Here is a 21,016-nt window from a genome sequence, read left to right on the forward strand (position 1 = left end):
AGTTAAAACCATATATTTTTTGAACTGGTTTATAATGTCACAATTTATATTTTATGCTTTTTGTTTAGAAGTTTTTTGCTTTTTTCGTAGCTTAAAATTTAAAAACTCGACTAGTAGTGAAAATGCAATTGTAAAATAAAGGTATCCTTTTGGTATGGTACCAACTTCGCTTTCGAATATCTGAAGGTGGGCTAAATGTGCAGCTTCTGCAATAAGCATAAATCCAATAAGGATTAAAAACGAGAGTCCCAATATCTGGATTGATGGGTGTTTGTTTACAAAGCGTCCTACAGGAGTTGCAAACAGCATCATAATTAAAACAGATACTACCACAGCAATAATCATTAATAATAATGCATCATTGGGATCATCACTTAATCCATTTGTCATCCCTACGGCTGTAAGAATAGAATCAAAAGAAAAGACAACATTGATTAAGGTAATCTGTACAATCGCATTAGAAAGAGAAGAAGAACTTTTGGCTTGGATTTCTTTTTCTTCTTCACCTTTTTCATCGACTTTTTCATGGATTTCATGAACACTTTTATATAGTAGAAACATTCCTCCGCCAAATAGAATTAAGGCTTGACCGCTAATACCAGCTTCTATCCAAGGAAGATTGATATGCCAGAAAGGAGCTTCCATAGCAACTAATAATGATATACCAAATAATAAAACGACACGCATGATCATGGCTAAGAATAGTCCAATATTGGTTGCTTTTTTTTGCTGTTGGTCTGGTAATTTACTAGAAGCCAATGAAATAAAAATGATATTATCAATACCAAGAATAATTTCTAAAAATGTAAGTGTTAATAAGGCGACCCAGGCATCTGCAGATGTAAAGATTTCGAACATTATTTTATTTTTTTTGCGGTTCCACGTTGTTTGTTTGTTGCATCTACTAATCCATATTCAAATGTATAGATGTTTTTATCGGTAGTTAAGATTTTCATATGTATAGCTTTTTTCTCAGCCATATTTTTGGGAGACAATTTCTGTACGATATATTCGCAGTCATTAATCCATCGAATACTGGCTGTGTCAATCTTACCTCTGAAATAATCAATTTCTATAGTATCATTGCGAATAAAGGTGGTCGTAATTAACTCACCATCCAAAAAAGTTTCAAATTCAAAAGTACCTGTATGAAAATCTATACAGTTACGTTCTTGTTGGTAACAACTACTAATAAATAGAGTACAGAAAAATAGTAAAGCAAATCGCTTCATAATAGTTATAAATGAAAAACGAAAATAATTCTATTTCCAGAAAGTTAATAGAAAGGAAGAAAAAAGTTGTTAAGATTTTTTCATGTGATATGAACTAAAGGTTCCATCCGTATAAAAAATAACAATTCTGTCTATTTCATTTTCGGCAGAAATTACTCTCGAAATTTTTTCGAGTGGAGGAGTATTTGGTGCAGCTATTTTTTCTTCTGGTGACGACTGCGAAAATAAATCCTGTTTAGAAATTGTAGTTGGAGCAGATGTTGATTGAGAAATAGTAGAGGTATCTGACAAAGGAATTTTTTTCTCAACAGAAATATGTTCAGACTTCGGAAATGTTCCTTTTCCATATAGTAACCATTGTAAATCTACATCTGTATATGCATCAACAATCTTCATTACAAAATCTAGGCTAGGTTTGTTTCGTCCGCTAAGAATATGAGAAATAGAAGAACGACCTACACCCATGTAATCTGCGAAAGATGAGGCAGATACAGCGTGATAATCCATTATTTTTTGGATTCTCTTACCGAAATCCTTATTGTTTACCATTGTAAACCAGTTTAGAAGTAAATGTTGGTTACAAAGGTAAACAAATTTGTTGAAAACAATGGTTTACAATTGTAAACTAACAATGTTTCGTAATGAATTTATTGTTTAAATAGATATGCTTAAATACTTGATTTATAAAGATATAATAGACGTTACTTAATCATATTATTTTTTTTGTTAATAACTCAAATACATTTGGAAACATAGTGAACATTGTTGTTTAACTATGTAAACAATTGTGTATGTTTTGAATGTTTACAAATGTAAATAAGATGTTGTTACACTTGTAAACATCTCTTTAGTTTACAAGTGTAAATATTAATCTGATTTGTTATGAATCTTCAGTAAACTATAGTAATTTCGTAGTTTTCTAAAATGAATTAATGGATACTCGTATACTACATAACTGGTTCAATACTTATAAAGAACCTTCTTTATTTGGACGTTATATTACTCTAGATCATATTTCTCCTTTATTGGATCTTTTGTCTTTAAAAACCGAAATTGAGCAGATAGGACTTTCAGAGAATAATGCTCCTATACATCTTATTAAATTAGGGAATGGATCTAAAAAACTTTTGTTTTGGTCCCAGATGCATGGTAATGAAAGTACGACGACAAAAGCTGTATTTGATTTCTTAAACTTCGTTACAGACATCTCAAATGATTCGGCAAAAGCTATTTTAAAAGAGTGTACAATATATATAGTACCTATTTTAAGTCCAGATGGGGCAAAAGCATATACAAGACTTAATTATAACGATGTAGATCTTAATAGAGATGCACAACAAAAAACACAAAAGGAAAGTGTAGTGTTTAGTAAACTGGTCCAACGTATTCAACCAGATTTTGCTTTTAATCTTCATGGACAACGCACTATTTTTAGTGCGGGAGAAACTAAATATCCTGCTACGGTATCTTTTTTATCTCCGGCAAGTGATTTAGAACGATCAATAACTCCAAGCCGTAAAATAGCTATGGAAATCATAGCAAAAATGAATACAGTACTCCAACAGTGCATTCCAAATCAGGTAGGAAGGTATGATGATGGTTTTAATTTAAATTGTGTAGGAGATACTTTGGCTAATATGGGAGTGCCGACGATACTTTTTGAAGCTGGGCATTACCCAAATGATTATGATCGTGAAATAACCAGAGAATACATATTTTATTCCCTTATAACTTCAATACAATATATAACGACTACTAAAATTATAGGAGATACATATAAAGATTATTTTTTAATACCAGAAAATGGAAAATGCTTCTATGATATTATTATAAGAGATGTGATGTTAGAAGGCAAAAACGTAGATATAGCCGTTCAATACAGCGAAGAATTAATCAAAAATAGTGTGAAATTTATACCAAAAATTGTTAAAATTGATGATCTCCAAAAATTTTACGGACATAGGGAGATTATTGGCAAAAAAAGAACAATACATAACGAAAACGTTACAGTAGAGATAGTTCCAGAGGCTAAGCTGTTAAAATTTCACCTAAACTCTGAATTATTCTTAATAGAATCAGCAAAAAGTTAAAATAAAATGTATGGAAACTGTATTTTTCTGCTAAATTTGCAATGTAAATAATCGGGAAAAATAATAAAAAAACAATATGGCAAAGTTTAAATTAGACGAAGTTGACCACCAGATTCTAGACATGTTGATCGAGAATACACGTACACCATTTACAGATATCGCAAAAAAATTGTTGATTTCTGCTGGTACAGTACATGTGCGAGTTAAAAAAATGGAAGAAGCAGGTATTATTGAAGGGTCTTCATTAACATTAGACTATAAGAAATTAGGATATTCATTTATAGCATATGTTGGTATTTATCTTCAAAATACTTCGCAAACCAAATTCGTTTTAGAAAGGATTAATGAAATACCATTTGTAACTGTTGCTCATATCACAACAGGAAAGTTTAATATTTTCTGTAAGCTTAGAGCAAAAGATACTAATCACGCTAAGGAGATTATTTTTAAACTAGATGATATTGATGGTGTATATCGTACCGAGACTATGATTTCATTAGAAGAGAGCATTAATGATAAGAAACGATTAATGCATTCTATTTTCCAGGATTTATAAAGGGATATACTAAACAAATATAGAGTAAGCCCTTTAAGAAAATCTTAAAGGGTTTTTTAATTAAAAAGACTTTTTATAATCAGGCATGAGATGTACTAAACAAATTTTCTCTACTGTATTTAATAAAAAAGCATATTAACCATAAATAAGTACCACCACACCAATGGCTAGAAAACCAAAAATCGAACGTTTTAATGAAAACGTTCTTGCTAAGTACCAGATATACAATAGTATATTTATAACATTACCTTTTGATACTATAAGTAACACAGGGGTTTTGTTACCACTTTTTAAAGAAGTGTGTGAAAAAGGCTATGATCAACACAAAAATCCTACAGAAATTGTAGAAGACTTTTTTTCATTATATCAAGATAACCCTATGCCAAAAGAAAAGCATGATTTGCTATTTAGGTTTATCCAGTATATAGAGCGTCAAGTTGTGTTATTTGATGCAATAGAAGATGCTGCCTTTCCTGTAGTTAATAATATGGATGGTCGCGGGACTTTAAGAAGTATAAAAGAAGAAGCCCAGGCAAAAGGTAAATTAGAAGAATTGAAAGATTATCTAAGAAGATTTAAAATACGCCCAACCTTAACAGCACATCCTACACAGTTTTATCCAGGAACAGTACTAGGAATTATTCATGATTTGGATGCAGCAATTCGTGATAATGATTCTCCTAGAATAAAAAAACTATTAGCTCAGTTAGGTAAAACGGCTTTCTTTAAGAAGGAAAAACCAACACCTTATGATGAAGCAGTAAGCTTGATTTGGTATTTAGAAAATGTATTTTACCATTCGGCAGGAACCATATATAATTATATCCAACAAAATATATTTGAAGGAGAAGATCTTGAAAATGATTTAATCAATTTAGGATTCTGGCCGGGAGGAGATAGAGATGGAAACCCGTTTGTAACCACAGAGATTACATTAAAAGTAGCAAAACGCTTACGAAAAACAATTTTGATAAATTATTATCGAGATATTCGAGTATTAAAACGAAGAATCACTTTTGGTAATCTTCAGGATAAAATAGCAGTTTTAGAAAATGCATTGTATGATAACTTTTATTATGCAAAAACCGCAGAACCATTATCGGTAGAAACATTAATGAATGGATTGCTTGAAATTAGAGAAGAGTTAATAGAGGAGCATCAATCTTTATTTCTTGAAGATCTGCAAGATCTAATTAATAAAGTGAAAATTTTTGGTTTTCATTTCGGGACACTAGATGTTCGTCAAGATTCAAGAATTCATCATAAAGTACTTACAGAAGTTGTACAGAAGACTAATGAACTGGAATTTGATCTTTTTCCTAAGCAATATGAATCTCTTTCTGAAAACGAACAGATCAGTGTGCTTTCTACCATTAATGGAAAAATAGATCCCTCTATTTTTGATGATGATATAACAAGAGCAACAATAGAATCCATTTATGCTATTAAAACAATACAGCAAAATAATGGAGAAAGAGCAGCTAATCGTTACATTATTAGTAATAATGGAAATGAACTGAATGTATTAGAAACATTTGCACTGATAAGACTTTGTGATTGGGAGTTTCCTACGGTAGATGTAATTCCCCTCTTTGAAACGGTGCCAGATTTACAGGTCTCACATGAGGTTATGGAGTCTTTGTATAACAATCCAGAATATATGGAACATCTGAAACGCCGCGGAATGAAGCAAACTATTATGCTTGGTTTCTCTGATGGAACCAAAGATGGAGGATATCTTATGGCGAATTGGGGGATCTTTAAAGCAAAAGAGGCATTAACTGAAGTGTCTAGAAAATACAATGTAAAAGTTGTGTTCTTTGATGGTAGAGGAGGACCACCTGCAAGAGGAGGAGGAAATACAAATCAATTTTATGCTTCTCTTGGTCCAACAATTGAAGACGAGGAAATACAATTAACCGTTCAGGGACAAACAATCAGTTCTAATTTTGGTACACTGGATTCTTGCCAATATAATTTAGAACAATTACTAGGAGCTGGGGTAGAAAATGAATTGACTAGTAATGAGGGTAATCTTTTCTCTGTAAAGAATAAGCAAACCATGCAGGAGCTTGCAGATATAAGCTATCAAACATATGTTGATTTTAAAAACCACCCTAAATTCCTTCCTTATCTTGAGCATATGAGTACATTAAAGTACTACGGGAAAGCAAATATTGGTAGTCGACCTTCTAAAAGAAGTAAAAGCGAGACTTTGGATTTTGGTGATTTACGAGCAATACCTTTTGTAGGAAGTTGGAGCCAGTTAAAACAGAATGTTCCTGGTTTTTATGGAGTAGGAACCGCCTTAAAAGCATTTGAAGAAAAGGGAGAATTTGATAAAGTAATGTCACTTTATAAAGATTCACCATTCTTTAGAACGTTGATTGGCAATAGTATGATGAGTCTTACTAAATCCTTTTTTGAATTAACTTCTTATATGAAAGAAGATGAGGAATATGGTGCATTTTGGGACATCATTCATGATGAATACTTGTTGACAAAAAGATTGTTATTTAAGTTAACAGGATATTCTGAGCTAATGCAAAACGAACCTGCAGGAAAAGCATCTATCGATATTAGAGAAAATATCGTATTACCTCTGCTTACCATACAACAATATGCATTGAAGAAAATTCAGGACTTAAGTAGGGATAAGGATGCAAATCCAGAAGATATTGCAATTTATGAGAAGATGGTAACTCGTTCTTTGTTTGGAAATATTAATGCCAGTCGTAATTCGGCATAATTTTTTAATAAAGTACTGTTAAGGATATTATATTATGAAGCTGGAATGATTAAATTTCAGCTTCATTTTTTAACTCATATTATACTTCGTAACAAAGTTTTATAGTGTAATGTGAGTTTACATACTATTACAAATAAATTGGAATTTAATCTATATCTAATACACTATGGTATCACAGTTAAAAGAGGGAGAATTTAACCCGTATTATGAAACATATATTGCTAAAGCGGGGTCGCCAGATATTGTAAAGGGGCTAGAAAGCGGTCAAAAAGAATTTGTTGATTTTATACAGTCCATTCCTGAAGAAAAACTTACTCACGCCTATGCAGAGGGTAAATGGACTGTAGCAGAGGTGTTGCAACATGTAATTGATGGCGAACGTATTTTTGCATATCGTGCTTTGCGTTTTGCAAGGAATGATAAAACACCAATTATGGGGTTTGAACAAGATGATTATGTTCCGTATTCAAATGCGAATAATTATAGTAAAGAAGAATTGATTTCAGATTTTCAGTCTGCGAGAAATAACTCTATTTCATTATTCAAAAGCTTCACTGGTGAAATGTTAACCAGAATAGGAGAGGCGAGTGGTAGCCCTATGAGTTCAAGAGCTGCAGGGTATATATTAATAGGACATCAAAAACATCATTTTGAGGTTATAAAAGAAAGATATTTATAAGATATGACAAAAGAAGAAGTTGCTCAGAATTACTTATCATTTTTAGAAAAAAATGAAGTGAATAAAGTTGTTAGTTTATTTGCAGACGACGGGATTGTTGAATCTCCATTGTATGGAACAATGCCAGCTAGTAAGTTTTATAAAGCATTGGCAGATGATACCACTACTTCAAAATTAAATTTTGACGGCTTATTTTCTGAAAAAGATTCAAATAGAATTTCACTGCTTTTTGATTTTGATTGGGAATTAAAAGATGGAAAAAGAGTTGTGTTTAAAGTGGTAGATGTAATAGTACTAAATTCTGAAAATAAGATTCAGAAACTTACTATCATTTATGATACTGTTCATAGCAGATCAGCAATAGAAGAGTTGAAAAAGTAATAGGTAGGTAGATTTATAGTAAATCAATCAAAGTTTTTGGATCTAGTTCATGTCCACCGGGGTGAGTTCTAAACTCAATTTGTGGTAATATTTGTTGTACCCGTACTTTCTCGGCTTCAACTTTTTCTATTTCAAAAAATGGATCTTTTCCCCCCAGAATATGAGTGATTTTTGTTTGATCAGTAAGAAAAGTGAAATCTTCTCTAGACAGTTCTTTAGGAAAGCCACCAGAGATCATGACCAAAGCATCACAATTTATCTTACGACTGGCAATCCATCTACTGGCAATACTTACTCCTTGAGAATATCCTAATACGATTAGCCTTGTATGCTCAGGAATTTCTTCAGATGATAATATTGCATCAACATATCGTAATACATTTTTGGTCTCTGCCTGAGTGTTTTCTTTAGTTAGCCAACTAGAACCAACCCTTCTGTAGTTATCACCTTTATAATATTTTGATGGAGCCTGCGGTGCAATAAAATAATTATCTTCTTTATTAAGACTTTCAAATAACCGTATGAAGTATCTACTCAAATATCCAATCCCATGAAAAACTAACCAAACATTTTTAGTGCCTGGATGCAGATTATTAAGTGTAGAATATGTGTTTGTCGCAGTGTAAGAGATTTCTTTTTCGGTAGCACTCATATGATATATGATAATAGATCTTTTGTATTTAATTAAGATGAAACCAATCATCAATAATTGGCCACAAGATATCTCGATTTTTTGTTCTAAAAAAATCAAAATGGCCAATAGTTTTTAGATTAAAATCACTAGGTTTTAGATGTTTTCTGGTCACTCTGGCATTTTTGTATACACGTTCTCCTAAAATATCGACTGATTTTTTAGGAGCAAACGAATCATCATCAATACTTAATAAAAGCATAGGCTCTTTGATTTCTTTGTAGTATGTGCTAGTGTCTTTTTGGGTAAAATATAACATCGAATCTGGGTGTAATAAAAAAATAGCCCAATCTTTGGCTACCCTGGTGGTTAAGGGTTTTCCTAATCCAAACCAACCAGATGGGTAGTATTCTAAAAGAGAAGTGGTAAGTGGTACAAAAAACTTAAAATTAAGATAGATGAGTACCCTCATTTTTAAGGTAAAATGCTTATAAAACCCAAATTGCGAAGCTACAGTAAAGTATTTGTCATAATATTGATAGGCATCACTAAAACCAACACTATTACCGCCATAACTATGACCAATCATATATTGTTCGTTTTTAGGAAATTCTTCTTTTGCATGTTTAGAAACTGATTTAAAATCCTGTGCCCAGAATAAAAAACCATGTTCTTTTAAAGATTGAATGCTTTGAGAGAGAGAATCTCCTATTCCTCGATAATCAAAAGTAAATACATTACACCCCCTGGCAACGAGATATTCTGCAAGTGGGAAATAAATTTTTTGAGGAACTGCTACTGCAGGAGCAAAAACTATTGTTTTGTGATTAGGAGATTTAGGAACAAACTCATTTACCGAAATGGGGTAGCCGTCAGAAGAATGAATAGTGTATGATTCCATATTTTTACTGATTTAATATTGCTATTTCTGTTCTTTCAATGGCATTGTTAAGATATTTTGGATCGTCATAAATCTGCATCAATAAAATACCTCCCTCGATATCCTGAACCATTTGTTCTGCCAGTAGTAATGCTTTTTCTGTTGGGTGATTTACCTCAAGAAGTTGTTGTAACCCAGAGATGAAATCCTTAAAAAATGATTGTATTTCTTTTTTATATATGGGGTCGAGGTGAATGGTTTCTAATGCTGTATTTGCCATAATACACCCACCATCTGAGGCTTTGAATAATTTGTCCAGAAGTAGCTTCATTTTTAGTACTTTTTCATTAAGAGTTAAAGTGCTACTTTCAATAATCCTAAATAGATTGTAATTAAAATAACTGTGAACAGTTGCAAGAACTTCTCTAATTAAATCTTCTTTATTGCTGAAATAATAATAAAAATGAGACTTCTGTATGCCACAGGCTTTAGAAAGTTCACTCATACTGCTGTTTTGAACCCCTCTGGAGCGTAGGATAGGGATTATCTTTTTTAGAACTTCTTCTTTGGATGTTTTTACCTTTGGCATTTTATTGAACGTTCGTTAAAATAATAATCAAATATAGTTAGAATTATTAGATAGCATTGTATATTTTTGGTTTAAATTATAAAGCTTATGAATTTGACACAGGAAGAAGTGCTAGAACAATGTGCTAAGATGTGTAAAAACACTTTAATGGAAACTTTGGAGATTTCTTTCTGTGAAGTTGGTGAAAACTATCTGGTTGCTAAAATGCCTGTGACTCCCAGAGTACACCAGCCAGATGGTGTTTTGCATGGTGGAGCTATGGTAGCACTTGCAGAGAGTGTGGGCAGTGCAGCATCATTTATTTTTCTTAATGCTGAAGATTTTTATATAAGAGGAATAGAGATTTCTGCAAATCATGTAAAAAGTGTTAAACAAGGCTATGTATTTGCTAAAGCAGAAATTTTACACCAGGGTCGTACTACCCAGTTATGGGATATAAAGATAAAGGATGAAGAAGGTAACCTGGTTTCAATAGTTAAGTTGACTACTATTGCACTTCCTAAAACCAAATAGTATGAGCATAGAAGATGTTTATGCTAAAATTGAAGAGCAGTTAGATCAACATCTACCTTTTGTAGTGTATAGGAAAGCCGATTCTATTACATTACATGCTATTTTTCAAGAAAATAACCAAATATATGAAGTAGAGGATTATACTGTTTCGGGATTTGTTTTTGCTCCTTTTGATACTTCTGACAAAGCTGTTATTATTCCTTCAGAAAAAAGTAACTATTACAATGCTATTATTTCATCACAAACTATAAGTAGCAAAAAAAGAGCTTCAGAGACATCAACAGATTCTTTTTTGGTAAAATCTGAAGCTAAAAAAAAACATATTGAGCTTGTAAAAAAAGGAATTAAAGCAATACAATCTGATCGTTTTAAAAAAGTAGTGTTGTCACGAAAAGAAGAGGTTTTAATACCAAATTCTTTTAGTAATCTACATATATTTAAAAACCTGATAGACTATTATCCAAAGGCCTTTGTATACCTGTGGTATCATCCCAAAATTGGTACATGGATGGGAGCGACTCCAGAGACTTTAATTAGGGTAAAAAACAATGATTTTTTTACAATGGCCTTAGCAGGGACACAGCCATATATAAATACTATAGATGTTGATTGGGGAACTAAAGAACTAGTAGAACAGGAAATGGTTACTTCTTTTGTTACTAATGGATTATCTTCAATTATTAATGATATACAATATTCTAAAACTTACACGCATAAAGCAGGTACACTTTTACATCTACGTACCGATATTAGCGGGGTTTTGGATCATGAAAATTCAAGCATAGAAAAAATAATTAAGGTGTTACATCCAACCCCGGCTGTTTGTGGACTTCCTAAAGACGAAGCTAAATCTTTTATTCTTACTACAGAAGGATACAATCGTAAGTATTATACAGGTTTTCTGGGGGAACTCAATATGAATAAAGAAGGTGCTGTTAAATCGGATTTATTTGTGAACCTTCGTTGTATGGAGTTGAGTAATGAAAAAGCAATTCTTTATGTAGGAGGAGGGATCACAAAAGATTCTGATCCAGAGAAAGAGTGGGAGGAAACTGTAAAGAAAACAGAGACAATGAAAAGAGTTTTGTTTTAGCCAGGGTTAAATTACCTAAAATTCTGGTGTAAATTAGTTCGATATTGTAATTTAGCGATTCGAATGAAGAAACGCTTATATTCAAAAATTCCTTTAGCACAATCTATTGTTACCTTATGCGAAGCAAAAGGAATCACTCATATTGTTATTTCACCAGGATCTCGTAACGCACCGCTAACAATTGGTTTTAGTGAACATCCAGGTATGCAGTGTTATAGTATCGTAGATGAACGATGTGCTGCTTTTTTTGCATTAGGTATTACACAACAGATCCAAAAACCAGTTGCTTTGGTTTGTTCTTCGGGTAGTGCATTATTAAACTATTACCCTGCAATTTCAGAAGCATTTTATAGTGATATACCCTTAGTAGTTTTAAGTGCAGATCGCCCTATTGAAAGAATTGATATTGGGGACGGGCAAACGATTCGTCAAAAAAATGTATTTGAGAACCATATTTTGTATTCGGCTAATTTATATTCTGAAGTTGTTGCCGAAACAAAAATTGATGATCCCAAAGTACGCCAAAAACAACATGAAGCTCAAAAGCATAATGAAAGAGAAATCAATCTGGCATTAAATAAAGCAATAGAGCAAAAAGGACCAGTACATATTAATGTACCTTTTTACGAACCTTTATATGATAAACTGGATCAACCTACTATTATTCCCAGAAATATTCCTGTAGAAAAGCCACATCATCAGTTTTCTGAAGATTTACAATCAGAAATGCATGAAGAGTGGAGTCAGGCAAAACGTAAAATGGTATTAATAGGTGTTAATTCACCAGGAACAGTTGAGCAAAAGTGGATAGAGTATTTTGCCGATGATCCTTCGGTTTTGGTATTAACAGAAACGACATCTAATATTCATCATGCATCACACATTAATTGTATCGATCAATTAATTTCTACTTTAAAAGAAGATGAATTTAAAACATTGCAGCCTGATATTCTTTTAACCATTGGTGGTATGGTTGTTTCTAAACGGATTAAAGCATTTTTGCGACAATATCAGCCAAAATCACATTGGCATATTGATTCAAAAAAAGCATATGATACCTATTTCTGTCTCACAGAACATATAAAATTGCAGCCCAATGTATTCTTCTCGCGTTTTTTTCAAAACATGAAGAGCGTCGATAGTACCTATAAACCTTTTTGGATTTCTATAAGAGACCATCGCAGAGTACGGCATGCAGCATATCTTGATAAAATTTCTTTTAGTGATCTTAAAGCATTTGAAGCTATTTTTAATGGTATTGCAGATGGGCAAATGATACAATTAAGTAATAGCTCTACTGTTCGTTATGCACAATTATTTACGTTAAATCCAACTTTTCAGGTGTTTTGTAATAGAGGAACAAGTGGTATCGATGGAAGCACATCTACCGCTATTGGTGCGGCTCTGGCTTCGGGAGTACCTACAACCTTGATAACGGGAGATCTAAGTTTCTTCTATGATAGTAATGGGTTATGGAATGATTATATCCCTTCAGATTTTAAAATTATTGTTATTAATAATGAAGGTGGTGGGATATTTAGAATCTTACCAGGAAAAGAGGAGAGTGTTAATTTTGAAAAATATTTTGAGACAACACATCATCTTACGGCAATGCATTTATGCAAAATGTTTGGTCTAGAATATCATACTGCACATACACTTGAAGAATTAGTTCATGAATCTAAAAAGATATACAAAAATAATAATACGCCCCAATTGCTTGAAGTTTTTACTCCCCGAAAAGAAAACGATAGTACTTTAGTCGATTATTTTAGGTATTTTGTCTAATATCCTTGTTTTAATATACTTTGCAGATGAATTATTAATGAATAATTCCTCTATATTTGATCTGGAAAAAAAAGTGAACTAAAAACCTAAAAACACAATTATCCTATGAGTAAAAGAGATGAATTAATCACAAAATACGCCGCAGATATCAAAGATAAAATTGGTCAGACTCCAGACATGGATCTTTTAACCAAAGTTACAATTGGATGTGGTCCTTCAATTTACAATGCAGATGCAGCTACAGTATCTGGTTCGGATCAAAGTGAATTAGATACCGTAAAGAAAAACTTTTTGATCAAGAAACTTGGTCTTTCTGATGGACCAAAACTAGATGAAGGTATTGCTTCTGTAGTTGAGGCTTATGGTAAATCAAACCGTAATAAGTATAGAGCGGTGGTTTATTATCTTTTAACAAAACATTTTGGAAAAGAATCTGTTTACAAATAGTATACGATTTTCTACAGCAAAAAAAGGTGTTCATTGCAATGAACACCTTTTTTTGTAGAATTTAGATAAACAGGAGGATTAAAGAATTATATTTGCGCAAAAATAGAGATATGCTTAAGCTTGGGGAATATAATATGTTAGAGGTTGTTAGAGAAAGAGATCAAGGTGTCTATCTTTGTGACGAAGAAGGGGATGAGGTTTTATTGCCCAATAAGTATGTGCCAGAACAATTTCAAATAAGAGATATTTTAAAGGTTTTTGTGTATTTAGATAGCTCAGAGCGTATTGTTGCTACTACCTTAGAGCCTTTTACAACTGTAAAATCTTTTGCTTATTTAAAATGTACAAATGTGTCAGAAATTGGTGCTTTTCTGGATTGGGGATTAGAAAAAGATCTTTTTGTTCCTTTTAGAGAACAATCTTCAAAAATGAGAGTAGGTAGTTGGTATCTTGTTTATGTGTATCTAGATGAAGAAACCAATCGACTAGTTGCATCAAGTAAAACCAACGCTTTTTTAGATAATTCTTTAGTTTTACTGTCTTCATATGATGAAGTTGATCTTATCGCTTCTCATCCTTCACCACAAGGTTGGAATATGATTGTAAATCAAAAACATTTAGGATTAGTATATGGTGATGAAATTTTTCAAAAGATAACACCAGGAGATCAACTTAAAGGGTTTGTGAAAAAAGTTCGCCCTGATGGTAAGATAGATCTTACATTGCAACGACACGGATTTAGAGGGATAGAGCCAAATGCAGAGCAGGTTTTAAAAGAGTTAAAATCTAGCGGTGGTTTTATTGATCTTAATGATAAATCAGATCCCGAAGATATTAAAGAGGTTTTTCAATTGAGTAAGAAAAGTTTTAAAAAAGCTATTGGATCACTGTATAAAGAAAGAAAAATTATTATCGAGAAAGAGGGAATACGCTTGGTAGAGTAGGCCAAAATAAAATCAGTACCGATAATCAAAGAAGAAGTTACTTTTTGTTTGTTTTATTTGGATTAAATCTAAATAAAAAGTATTTTAGCGGCCTTTAAATATGGAATTAATTTTTTCTTCAACATACTACTCCTCATATCAATCATCAGCAGAGCGATGTTATTATATTGACTTTGGCCATAAAATGGTTAAAACTTCTTTCTGTCAATTACTTAGTTTAAGGTATAAGGCAAAAAAAATGTCCTCATTTGAGTATATAGATGATTTACTTAACCATAATGATACAGTAGTATTGTCTTTATGTGATAAAGAACATTTGATTTTATTAGACACATTAATGGTGTTGGATTTTGTAGATTTTATGAAAGGAACATTTGCAATGATAGAATTAAATGCTATGCTAGTATCATGATATTTTATTATTAGATTTAGACTTACTATAAATAGGGTATCAATTAAGTTTTACATCTAGATTTTCTATACTTTTATTAAAAATATTTGAAAAATGGAAAATCTTACACGACAAGAAATAAGCATTAATCTTGAAGTAATGGATATGCTTAATAAGCAAATTGAGAAAGAACAAAGAGCTTCGTCATTGTATTTAGCAATGGCCTCATGGTGTGATCAAAAAACGCTTGTAAATAGTGCTTCCTTTTTTTATAAGCAGGCAGCGGAAGAAAGAGAGCATATGATGAAAATTTTTAAGTTTATTAATGATACAGGTGGATCAGCCTACTCTCCTGATGTTTCTAATATAACTCATGAATTTTCTTCTCTTAGAGAAATTTTTGAAACTGCATTAAATCATGAGATATCCATCACACAGTCTATCTATAAAATTGTTGCAAAATGTAGGAAAGTAAATGATTTTGGTTCAGAAAACTTCTTAATGTGGTTTGTAGAAGAGCAGCTTGAGGAAGAAGAGACTATTAAAGATATTTTAGATATGTTTGATTTATCAGGAGATATGCCACTTCAATTCATTGATGAAAGAATCCCTGTTGGTAAATAATTTATATATAGTAAATTTAATCTAAGATGTTTTTTTTGTATAAATAGGCTTAATAGGCTAAACCGGTAATGGGGCAGAAAGCACCACTATATAGACTAGCATCCTTATAAGCTGTATTTTTTATACCCCCAATATTTGTATTAGTGTTGTAGCCATTACCTGATAATCTAAAACCAGATGTTTTTGGTTGAGGGATTGCAACATTATATTTTGACGAAATATCTTTATACTTCGGAGAGTCAATGTACATTGTATAGCTTTTCTTAAATGCTTGCTGTCTTAAGTCTACGGTCAAATCTACTTCCTGTAATTGATACTTTTTAGTTTTAAGCTCTTTTTTATTCATTACTAATGGGGCACTTAATTGTTCCCATTCTATAGATATTGTATGTGGTACATCTTCTTGTCCATATGATAAAAAGCTGATGCCTCCGATAAGTATTGCTAAAAAAACTTTCATAATGGTAAATATATTATCAATTCAGATATAACCATCAAAAACTATACTAAAATCTGTTTTTTATTTAAAATAAAATCAAAAATTAGGGGATTTACCCCATAATTGATGCAGTGAGATATAGTATATTGTAGTATTTTTGAGGATACAAAAAAATATATTAATGAGTTCAATAGATTGGAAAACTGTAAAAGAATACGAAGACATCACCTATAAAAAATCGGGAGGTGTTGCACGAATAGCATTTAACAGACCAAATGTACGTAATGCTTTTAGGCCAAATACAACAAGTGAACTTTATGATGCTTTTTATGATGCGCAAGAAGATACATCTATAGGGGTGGTTCTGCTTTCTGCAGAAGGCCCTTCGACAAAAGACGGAGTGTATAGTTTTTGTAGTGGAGGAGATCAAAAGGCTAGAGGTCATCAAGGGTATGTTGGAGATGATGGTAGACACAGATTAAATATTTTAGAAGTTCAAAGGCTTATTAGGTTTATGCCAAAAGTCATTATTGCAGTAGTGCCTGGATGGGCTGTAGGAGGAGGGCATAGTCTTCATGTTGTTTGTGATCTTACTCTTGCAAGTAAAGAACATGCTATTTTTAAACAAACCGATGCAGACGTAACAAGTTTTGACGGAGGATATGGTTCTGCTTATTTAGCAAAGATGGTTGGGCAAAAAAAAGCACGTGAAATTTTCTTTTTAGGAAGAAATTACTCTGCGCAAGATGCTTATGAAATGGGAATGGTAAATGCTGTGATTCCTCATGATGATCTAGAAGATACAGCGTATGAATGGGCAAAAGAAATCCTTGAAAAATCACCAACATCTATCAAAATGTTAAAATTCGCAATGAATCTTACAGATGATGGTATGGTAGGACAACAGGTATTTGCAGGAGAGGCAACACGACTAGCGTATATGACAGAGGAAGCCAAAGAAGGAAGAGATGCATTTCTTGAAAAGCGAAAGCCAGATTTTAAGAACATTAAATGGATGCCATAATTTTATAATTACCGATCTTTTTTAAAATTAGAATTACCTTAGTATACAATGGATAAAAAAGAAGAAGAGCTTATATCGATGCACTATCAGATGGAAAAAACTGATATCAAACAGCAACGGCTGGAGGATCGCCTTATCTCTATTTCTGAAGACTTGAAGAGAAGTAAAAGAAGACGTAATTTTTACTTTATTTTTATTCTTATTTTGATGTTGTTGCTAACTGCGGGAAGTCTTTATGTGATCCTTGGCGAAAAAGAAAATAGTACTAAAATTGAGTCTTTAGAAGGGGATGTAGATGTACAGCGACTTATATTTGAAAATGATTCTTTACAAAAGGAAGTGGATAAACTTAAAACAGATATTTCTAAATATCAAAATGAAGAATTATCAAATAAGGTAGATACTACAACTTCTCTTTCTGGTAATATTGGAAGTATAAAAAAAGGAGAAGAAGATGTTGCGGATGGAAAATCTAAACTAAAATTTGAAAGGAAATATTGTTACATAAATAGAGTTTATAAAAGCAACGATGTTGTTTTTATAGAAGCAGATATTATAGAGTATTATCAGGGTAGAAAAGCAGTTAAAAAAGCTAAAGAATTAGGGGAAGCTGAATATGATTTAGATAAAAATGGAGATACATTGTATTTTTTATATAATAATTATTATATTCATAACCAGAGTTCTAGGTCTAAAATATTAGAACTTGACGATAAGGCGAGGGTGAAGATTGAAAATATTAATCAAATTTCTTCCGGTTTTCCATTGAAGGCTTTCCAGAAAGTAATTACAGATAAACCTGTTTTAATTTTGGAAATTAATAATGGAATAGTATATAAAATAACCGAACAGAAACTCCCTTAAGCATTGTTTAAAAATATATCTTTAGAATAACTAACTAAACTTTTGAAGCTACCCCCCACAATGAAAGTTATGAAAGATGAGGATCTTCTATCTCTACATTACCAGATAGAAAAAGCCGAAATTAAACAGAAAAAGCTCGAAGACCTTCTGGATGAAGAGTCGGATAGGCTAAAAAAAAGTAAGAAATCTAATAGACTATTTGGATCATTCTCACTAGTTCTATTTCTATTAACTATTTTTCTTGTTGCTAATGCTTTTTATTTTAGCAAACCACCATCAAAAAATGATGAAGCAGGAATTAATGAACTTTCTGTAGTAAAACAAGAATTGGCCTCTGCTAAGAAAGAATTAAAAGCATTAAAAAAAGAAAAGATTAACCTTAAAGAAATCAAGAATCTATATTTGTATAGAAGTTTGATTAAAAAAGATACTGTGTATTCGGTGCAGTTAAAAGCGTTTAATGCAAAAAACACTCCTGCTATTTCTGAGAAATTTACAAATACACTTATTTATAGTGATACTTCATTCTATAAAATGAGTTTAGGTATTTTTGAAACCTTAGCCGAAGCTCAGGATTTTAGAAAAACACTAATAGCCTCAGGGTTTGATAAGAGAATATTTGTAATATCCTATAAAGATGGAAAACGATTAAAAATTGAAGACTTTCAGTAGTTAATTATCTCAATTTAGGAAAATTAACTGGATCTGTTTCATTTATAATGGCATATACATTTTCGAAAATATCTTCTATAGAAGGTTTGCTAAAATAATCTCCATCCGTTCCAAAAGCCGGCCTGTGTGGTTGAGCACTTAAGGTCTGTGGTTTACTATCCAAGTATTGATACACATTTTGCTCATCAATCAATTTGTGTAAAATATATCCAGTACCACCACCTGGTACATCTTCGTCAATGATCAATAATCGATTGGTTTTAGCAACACTTTTTACAATATCATGATTTAGATCAAAAGGAAGTAAGGATTGTACATCAATTACTTCGGCATTAATTCCTACCGATAGTAATTCTTTTGCAGCTTGTTCAACCAATCGCAATGTAGAGCCATAGGATACCAAGGTAATATCTGTTCCTTCTTTAACTGTTTCGACAATACCAATTGGTGTTCTGATTTCGGATAAATTAGTAGGCATTTTTTCTTTTAGACGATATCCATTAAGACATTCTACAACTAAAGCAGGTTCATCACTATCCATTAATGTATTATAAAAACCTGCGGCTTTGGTCATATTTCGAGGTACAAGAATATGGATACCTCTTAGTAGGTGAACAATACCACCCATTTGAGAACCAGAATGCCATATTCCTTCTAGTCTATGTCCTCGTGTTCTTATAATTAAAGGCGCTTTTTGTTTTGCAAAAGTTCTATATCGCAACGTAGCAAGGTCATCACTTAATCCTTGTATGCAATATAAAATATAATCTAAATATTGAATTTCTGCAATGGGCCTTAATCCTCGCATGGCCATCCCAATTCCTTGTCCTATTATCGTAGCTTCTCTAATACCAGCATCGGATACCCTTGTTTCTCCAAATTTTTCCTGAAGTCCCTCAAGGCCTTGATTTACATCACCAATTTTACCGCTATCTTCTCCAAAAATAAGTGCTTCAGGAATTCTGCTAAATAATTTTTCAAAGTTATCTCTTATGATAACTCTACCGTCAACTTGTTCTGTATTGGTGTCGTATTGAGCTTTTACTTCTTTAACATGTATAGCATTAGAATCACTTTCATTATATAAATGACTACTGTATTTTGGTTGAATAAGAGAAATATAATTATTTATCCATTCCTGAAGTGTAGATTTCTCTGCAAAATCTTCTTTAGTGATATATTGTAATGTTTTTCTTGTAGCCTCAAGAATATCTCTACGTATAGGTTCTTCTTTAGAAGCTAATACATTAACCAGAGGAGAAATGAAATTTTTATTTGCACTTTTATTTTCTACAGATTTTAGAACTTCTAATGCTTCTTTTTGTTCTGATTTGATTTCAGACAAATATGCGTTCCAAGCTTCAGCCTTTCCTTTTCTTACCTTCTTTTTTGCAGTTTTTTCAAAATCCAGAAGCTCTTCTGCTGTTGCAATATTATGTTCAATGATCCATTCTTTAAACTTTTTATTACAATCATATTCGCGTTCCCAATTTAATCGTTCTTCGCTTTTGTATCTTTCGTGAGAACCAGAAGTAGAGTGTCCTTGTGGTTGTGTTAATTCTTTAACATGAATAATAACAGGAATATGTTTTTCACGTGCTAATTTTTCAGCTTTTTCATAGGTATCCATGAGAGCAGGATAATCCCAACCATTAACTTTTAATATTTCATAGCCTTCATGATGTTCATCACGTCTAAAACCTTCCAGAATAAGAGAAATATCTTCTTTGGTAGTTTGATGCTTTGCATGAACAGAGATACCGTATTCATCATCCCAGACACTAATAACCATTGGCACTTGTAGAACACCTCCTGCATTAATAGTTTCCCAAAATAAGCCTTCACTGGTACTTGCATTACCAATAGTTCCCCAAGCTACTTCATTTCCTTGATTAGAGAAGTTAGAATGATTAGAAACACTTTTTTCGTTACGATATACCTTTGATGCTTGAGCTAGGCCTAATAACCTAGGCATTTGACCAGCAGTAGGAGAGATATCTGCACTTGAGTTTTTTTGCTGCATCAGGTTTTTCCATGTACCATCTTCATTAAGACTGTGAGTTGCAAAATGTCCTCCCATTTGTCTTCCTGCAGCAAAAGGTTCTTTATTGATATCTGTATGAGCGTATAAGCCAGCAAAGAACTGCTCTACAGTATATTGATCAATAGCCATCATAAATGTTTGATCTCTGTAGTATCCTGATCTAAAATCACCGTCACGAAAAACTCTGGCCATCGCAAGTTGCGGTAACTCTTTTCCTCCTCCAAAAATTCCAAACTTAGATTTACCTGTCAATACTTCTCGTCTTCCCAGCAAACTACATTCTCTACTAATTAATGCTATTTTGTAGTCTTTAAGTATTTGATCTCTATATTCTTCGAATGAAATATTAGATGAAGTAATGGTTTCAGGCTGCATGTGAACGGTGT

23 protein-coding genes are annotated in these 21,016 nt (G+C 32.3%); 15 read left to right on the forward strand and 8 right to left on the reverse strand.

Going from position 1 to position 21,016, the window contains the following annotated elements; all coding sequences use genetic code 11:
* Nucleotides 1-51 precede the first annotated feature (51 nt).
* From AAFU52_RS20620 to AAFU52_RS20630, 3 genes are all read right to left on the reverse strand, one after another.
* Entirely contained in the window at nucleotides 52-858 is an 807-nt protein-coding gene (locus AAFU52_RS20620; RefSeq protein ID WP_024769249.1) for a TerC family protein, read from the reverse strand.
* Nucleotides 858-1,232, reverse strand: a complete 375-nt coding sequence (locus AAFU52_RS20625) for a hypothetical protein (protein WP_024769250.1) — start codon at nucleotides 1,230-1,232, stop codon at nucleotides 858-860. The genes AAFU52_RS20620 and AAFU52_RS20625 overlap by 1 nt, the downstream gene beginning before the upstream one ends.
* 69 nt (nucleotides 1,233-1,301) lie before the next feature.
* Entirely contained in the window at nucleotides 1,302-1,781 is a 480-nt protein-coding gene (locus AAFU52_RS20630) for a helix-turn-helix domain-containing protein (protein ID WP_024769251.1), read from the reverse strand.
* 383 nt (nucleotides 1,782-2,164) lie between these two features.
* On the opposite strand from AAFU52_RS20630, the gene AAFU52_RS20635 reads away from it, so the two are divergent.
* The 5 genes from AAFU52_RS20635 (at nucleotide 2,165) to AAFU52_RS20655 (ending at nucleotide 7,687) form a co-directional block, all read left to right on the forward strand.
* The gene (locus AAFU52_RS20635) at nucleotides 2,165-3,322 is read left to right on the forward strand and encodes a M14 family zinc carboxypeptidase (protein ID WP_438423407.1); all 1,158 of its coding nucleotides are present in this window, start codon (nucleotides 2,165-2,167) and stop codon (nucleotides 3,320-3,322) included.
* Between the two features lie 76 nt (nucleotides 3,323-3,398).
* Nucleotides 3,399-3,878: an Lrp/AsnC family transcriptional regulator gene (locus AAFU52_RS20640; RefSeq protein ID WP_024769253.1), complete on the forward strand. Its 480-nt coding sequence runs from the start codon at nucleotides 3,399-3,401 to the stop codon at nucleotides 3,876-3,878.
* Between the two features lie 163 nt (nucleotides 3,879-4,041).
* Nucleotides 4,042-6,627, forward strand: a complete 2,586-nt coding sequence (locus tag AAFU52_RS20645) for a phosphoenolpyruvate carboxylase (RefSeq protein ID WP_438423408.1) — start codon at nucleotides 4,042-4,044, stop codon at nucleotides 6,625-6,627.
* A gap of 166 nt (nucleotides 6,628-6,793) precedes the next feature.
* Entirely contained in the window at nucleotides 6,794-7,306 is a 513-nt protein-coding gene (locus tag AAFU52_RS20650) for a DinB family protein (RefSeq protein WP_438423409.1), read from the forward strand.
* Between the two features lie 3 nt (nucleotides 7,307-7,309).
* Nucleotides 7,310-7,687: a hypothetical protein gene (locus tag AAFU52_RS20655; RefSeq protein WP_024769256.1), complete on the forward strand. Its 378-nt coding sequence runs from the start codon at nucleotides 7,310-7,312 to the stop codon at nucleotides 7,685-7,687.
* A gap of 13 nt (nucleotides 7,688-7,700) precedes the next feature.
* On the opposite strand, the gene AAFU52_RS20660 is transcribed toward AAFU52_RS20655, so the two are convergent.
* The 3 genes from AAFU52_RS20660 to AAFU52_RS20670 are packed head-to-tail and all read right to left on the reverse strand — an operon-like array spanning nucleotide 7,701 to nucleotide 9,787.
* Complete coding sequence (locus tag AAFU52_RS20660; RefSeq protein WP_438423410.1) at nucleotides 7,701-8,339, reverse strand: alpha/beta hydrolase; 639 nt, start codon at nucleotides 8,337-8,339, stop codon at nucleotides 7,701-7,703.
* 28 nt (nucleotides 8,340-8,367) lie between these two features.
* Complete coding sequence (locus AAFU52_RS20665; RefSeq protein WP_438423411.1) at nucleotides 8,368-9,219, reverse strand: alpha/beta hydrolase family protein; 852 nt, start codon at nucleotides 9,217-9,219, stop codon at nucleotides 8,368-8,370.
* Nucleotides 9,220-9,223: 4 nt separating this feature from the next.
* The gene (locus AAFU52_RS20670) at nucleotides 9,224-9,787 is read right to left on the reverse strand and encodes a TetR/AcrR family transcriptional regulator (RefSeq protein WP_024769259.1); all 564 of its coding nucleotides are present in this window, start codon (nucleotides 9,785-9,787) and stop codon (nucleotides 9,224-9,226) included.
* An 87-nt stretch (nucleotides 9,788-9,874) separates the two neighbouring features.
* Between AAFU52_RS20670 and AAFU52_RS20675 the strand changes: the two genes are divergently transcribed.
* The 7 genes from AAFU52_RS20675 (at nucleotide 9,875) to AAFU52_RS20705 (ending at nucleotide 15,587) form a co-directional block, all read left to right on the forward strand.
* The gene (locus tag AAFU52_RS20675) at nucleotides 9,875-10,300 is read left to right on the forward strand and encodes a PaaI family thioesterase (protein WP_024769260.1); all 426 of its coding nucleotides are present in this window, start codon (nucleotides 9,875-9,877) and stop codon (nucleotides 10,298-10,300) included.
* Nucleotide 10,301: 1 nt separating this feature from the next.
* The gene (locus AAFU52_RS20680) at nucleotides 10,302-11,393 is read left to right on the forward strand and encodes a chorismate-binding protein (RefSeq protein WP_438423412.1); all 1,092 of its coding nucleotides are present in this window, start codon (nucleotides 10,302-10,304) and stop codon (nucleotides 11,391-11,393) included.
* A 63-nt stretch (nucleotides 11,394-11,456) separates the two neighbouring features.
* On the forward strand, nucleotides 11,457-13,181 hold the full coding sequence (menD, locus tag AAFU52_RS20685) for a 2-succinyl-5-enolpyruvyl-6-hydroxy-3-cyclohexene-1-carboxylic-acid synthase (RefSeq protein WP_024769262.1): 1,725 nt from the start codon (nucleotides 11,457-11,459) through the stop codon (nucleotides 13,179-13,181).
* A gap of 105 nt (nucleotides 13,182-13,286) precedes the next feature.
* The gene (locus tag AAFU52_RS20690; RefSeq protein ID WP_024769263.1) at nucleotides 13,287-13,628 is read left to right on the forward strand and encodes a DUF2853 family protein; all 342 of its coding nucleotides are present in this window, start codon (nucleotides 13,287-13,289) and stop codon (nucleotides 13,626-13,628) included.
* A 110-nt stretch (nucleotides 13,629-13,738) separates the two neighbouring features.
* The gene (locus tag AAFU52_RS20695; protein WP_438423413.1) at nucleotides 13,739-14,572 is read left to right on the forward strand and encodes a CvfB family protein; all 834 of its coding nucleotides are present in this window, start codon (nucleotides 13,739-13,741) and stop codon (nucleotides 14,570-14,572) included.
* Nucleotides 14,573-14,672: 100 nt separating this feature from the next.
* A complete protein-coding gene (locus AAFU52_RS20700; RefSeq protein ID WP_024769265.1) occupies nucleotides 14,673-14,984 on the forward strand; it encodes a hypothetical protein in 312 nt (103 codons plus the stop codon).
* A gap of 93 nt (nucleotides 14,985-15,077) precedes the next feature.
* Nucleotides 15,078-15,587 (forward strand): ferritin, encoded by a 510-nt coding sequence (locus AAFU52_RS20705; protein WP_024769266.1) that lies wholly within the window; start codon nucleotides 15,078-15,080, stop codon nucleotides 15,585-15,587.
* Between the two features lie 49 nt (nucleotides 15,588-15,636).
* On the opposite strand, the gene AAFU52_RS20710 is transcribed toward AAFU52_RS20705, so the two are convergent.
* Nucleotides 15,637-16,047 (reverse strand): hypothetical protein, encoded by a 411-nt coding sequence (locus AAFU52_RS20710; protein WP_024769267.1) that lies wholly within the window; start codon nucleotides 16,045-16,047, stop codon nucleotides 15,637-15,639.
* A 160-nt stretch (nucleotides 16,048-16,207) separates the two neighbouring features.
* Here AAFU52_RS20710 and AAFU52_RS20715 point away from each other — a divergent pair, with 160 nt between their 5' ends.
* Genes AAFU52_RS20715 through AAFU52_RS20725 form a run of 3 tightly spaced genes read left to right on the forward strand, consistent with a single transcriptional unit; the run spans nucleotide 16,208 to nucleotide 18,586 of the window.
* Entirely contained in the window at nucleotides 16,208-17,050 is an 843-nt protein-coding gene (locus AAFU52_RS20715; protein ID WP_024769268.1) for a 1,4-dihydroxy-2-naphthoyl-CoA synthase, read from the forward strand.
* A 48-nt stretch (nucleotides 17,051-17,098) separates the two neighbouring features.
* Nucleotides 17,099-17,914: a hypothetical protein gene (locus AAFU52_RS20720; RefSeq protein ID WP_024769269.1), complete on the forward strand. Its 816-nt coding sequence runs from the start codon at nucleotides 17,099-17,101 to the stop codon at nucleotides 17,912-17,914.
* A 60-nt stretch (nucleotides 17,915-17,974) separates the two neighbouring features.
* Nucleotides 17,975-18,586 carry a hypothetical protein gene (locus AAFU52_RS20725; protein ID WP_024769270.1) on the forward strand — a complete coding sequence of 204 codons (612 nt, stop codon included), beginning with the start codon at nucleotides 17,975-17,977 and terminating at the stop codon, nucleotides 18,584-18,586.
* Between the two features lie 4 nt (nucleotides 18,587-18,590).
* Here AAFU52_RS20725 and AAFU52_RS20730 read toward each other — a convergent pair whose 3' ends face one another.
* Nucleotides 18,591-21,005: an alpha-ketoacid dehydrogenase subunit alpha/beta gene (locus AAFU52_RS20730; protein WP_024769271.1), complete on the reverse strand. Its 2,415-nt coding sequence runs from the start codon at nucleotides 21,003-21,005 to the stop codon at nucleotides 18,591-18,593.
* Between the last annotated feature and the right edge of the window lie 11 nt (nucleotides 21,006-21,016).

Origin of the sequence: Aquimarina macrocephali (assembly GCF_051627225.1) — a bacterium.
Classification (GTDB): Bacteria; Bacteroidota; Bacteroidia; order Flavobacteriales; family Flavobacteriaceae; genus Aquimarina; species Aquimarina macrocephali.

Coding starts and splice junctions, on each gene's coding strand:
- AAFU52_RS20630 (WP_024769251.1), bottom strand. CDS start 1,781: ATGGTAAACAATAAGGATTTCGGTAAGAGAATCCAAAAAATAATGGAT.
- AAFU52_RS20690 (WP_024769263.1), top strand. CDS start 13,287: ATGAGTAAAAGAGATGAATTAATCACAAAATACGCCGCAGATATCAAA.
- AAFU52_RS20695 (WP_438423413.1), top strand. CDS start 13,739: ATGCTTAAGCTTGGGGAATATAATATGTTAGAGGTTGTTAGAGAAAGA.
- AAFU52_RS20620 (WP_024769249.1), bottom strand. CDS start 858: ATGTTCGAAATCTTTACATCTGCAGATGCCTGGGTCGCCTTATTAACA.
- AAFU52_RS20640 (WP_024769253.1), top strand. CDS start 3,399: ATGGCAAAGTTTAAATTAGACGAAGTTGACCACCAGATTCTAGACATG.
- AAFU52_RS20680 (WP_438423412.1), top strand. CDS start 10,302: ATGAGCATAGAAGATGTTTATGCTAAAATTGAAGAGCAGTTAGATCAA.
- AAFU52_RS20655 (WP_024769256.1), top strand. CDS start 7,310: ATGACAAAAGAAGAAGTTGCTCAGAATTACTTATCATTTTTAGAAAAA.
- AAFU52_RS20635 (WP_438423407.1), top strand. CDS start 2,165: ATGGATACTCGTATACTACATAACTGGTTCAATACTTATAAAGAACCT.
- AAFU52_RS20625 (WP_024769250.1), bottom strand. CDS start 1,232: ATGAAGCGATTTGCTTTACTATTTTTCTGTACTCTATTTATTAGTAGT.
- AAFU52_RS20700 (WP_024769265.1), top strand. CDS start 14,673: ATGGAATTAATTTTTTCTTCAACATACTACTCCTCATATCAATCATCA.
- AAFU52_RS20650 (WP_438423409.1), top strand. CDS start 6,794: ATGGTATCACAGTTAAAAGAGGGAGAATTTAACCCGTATTATGAAACA.
- AAFU52_RS20730 (WP_024769271.1), bottom strand. CDS start 21,005: ATGCAGCCTGAAACCATTACTTCATCTAATATTTCATTCGAAGAATAT.
- AAFU52_RS20725 (WP_024769270.1), top strand. CDS start 17,975: ATGAAAGTTATGAAAGATGAGGATCTTCTATCTCTACATTACCAGATA.
- AAFU52_RS20670 (WP_024769259.1), bottom strand. CDS start 9,787: ATGCCAAAGGTAAAAACATCCAAAGAAGAAGTTCTAAAAAAGATAATC.
- AAFU52_RS20720 (WP_024769269.1), top strand. CDS start 17,099: ATGGATAAAAAAGAAGAAGAGCTTATATCGATGCACTATCAGATGGAA.
- AAFU52_RS20715 (WP_024769268.1), top strand. CDS start 16,208: ATGAGTTCAATAGATTGGAAAACTGTAAAAGAATACGAAGACATCACC.
- menD (WP_024769262.1), top strand. CDS start 11,457: ATGAAGAAACGCTTATATTCAAAAATTCCTTTAGCACAATCTATTGTT.
- AAFU52_RS20675 (WP_024769260.1), top strand. CDS start 9,875: ATGAATTTGACACAGGAAGAAGTGCTAGAACAATGTGCTAAGATGTGT.
- AAFU52_RS20665 (WP_438423411.1), bottom strand. CDS start 9,219: ATGGAATCATACACTATTCATTCTTCTGACGGCTACCCCATTTCGGTA.
- AAFU52_RS20705 (WP_024769266.1), top strand. CDS start 15,078: ATGGAAAATCTTACACGACAAGAAATAAGCATTAATCTTGAAGTAATG.
- AAFU52_RS20710 (WP_024769267.1), bottom strand. CDS start 16,047: ATGAAAGTTTTTTTAGCAATACTTATCGGAGGCATCAGCTTTTTATCA.
- AAFU52_RS20660 (WP_438423410.1), bottom strand. CDS start 8,339: ATGAGTGCTACCGAAAAAGAAATCTCTTACACTGCGACAAACACATAT.
- AAFU52_RS20645 (WP_438423408.1), top strand. CDS start 4,042: ATGGCTAGAAAACCAAAAATCGAACGTTTTAATGAAAACGTTCTTGCT.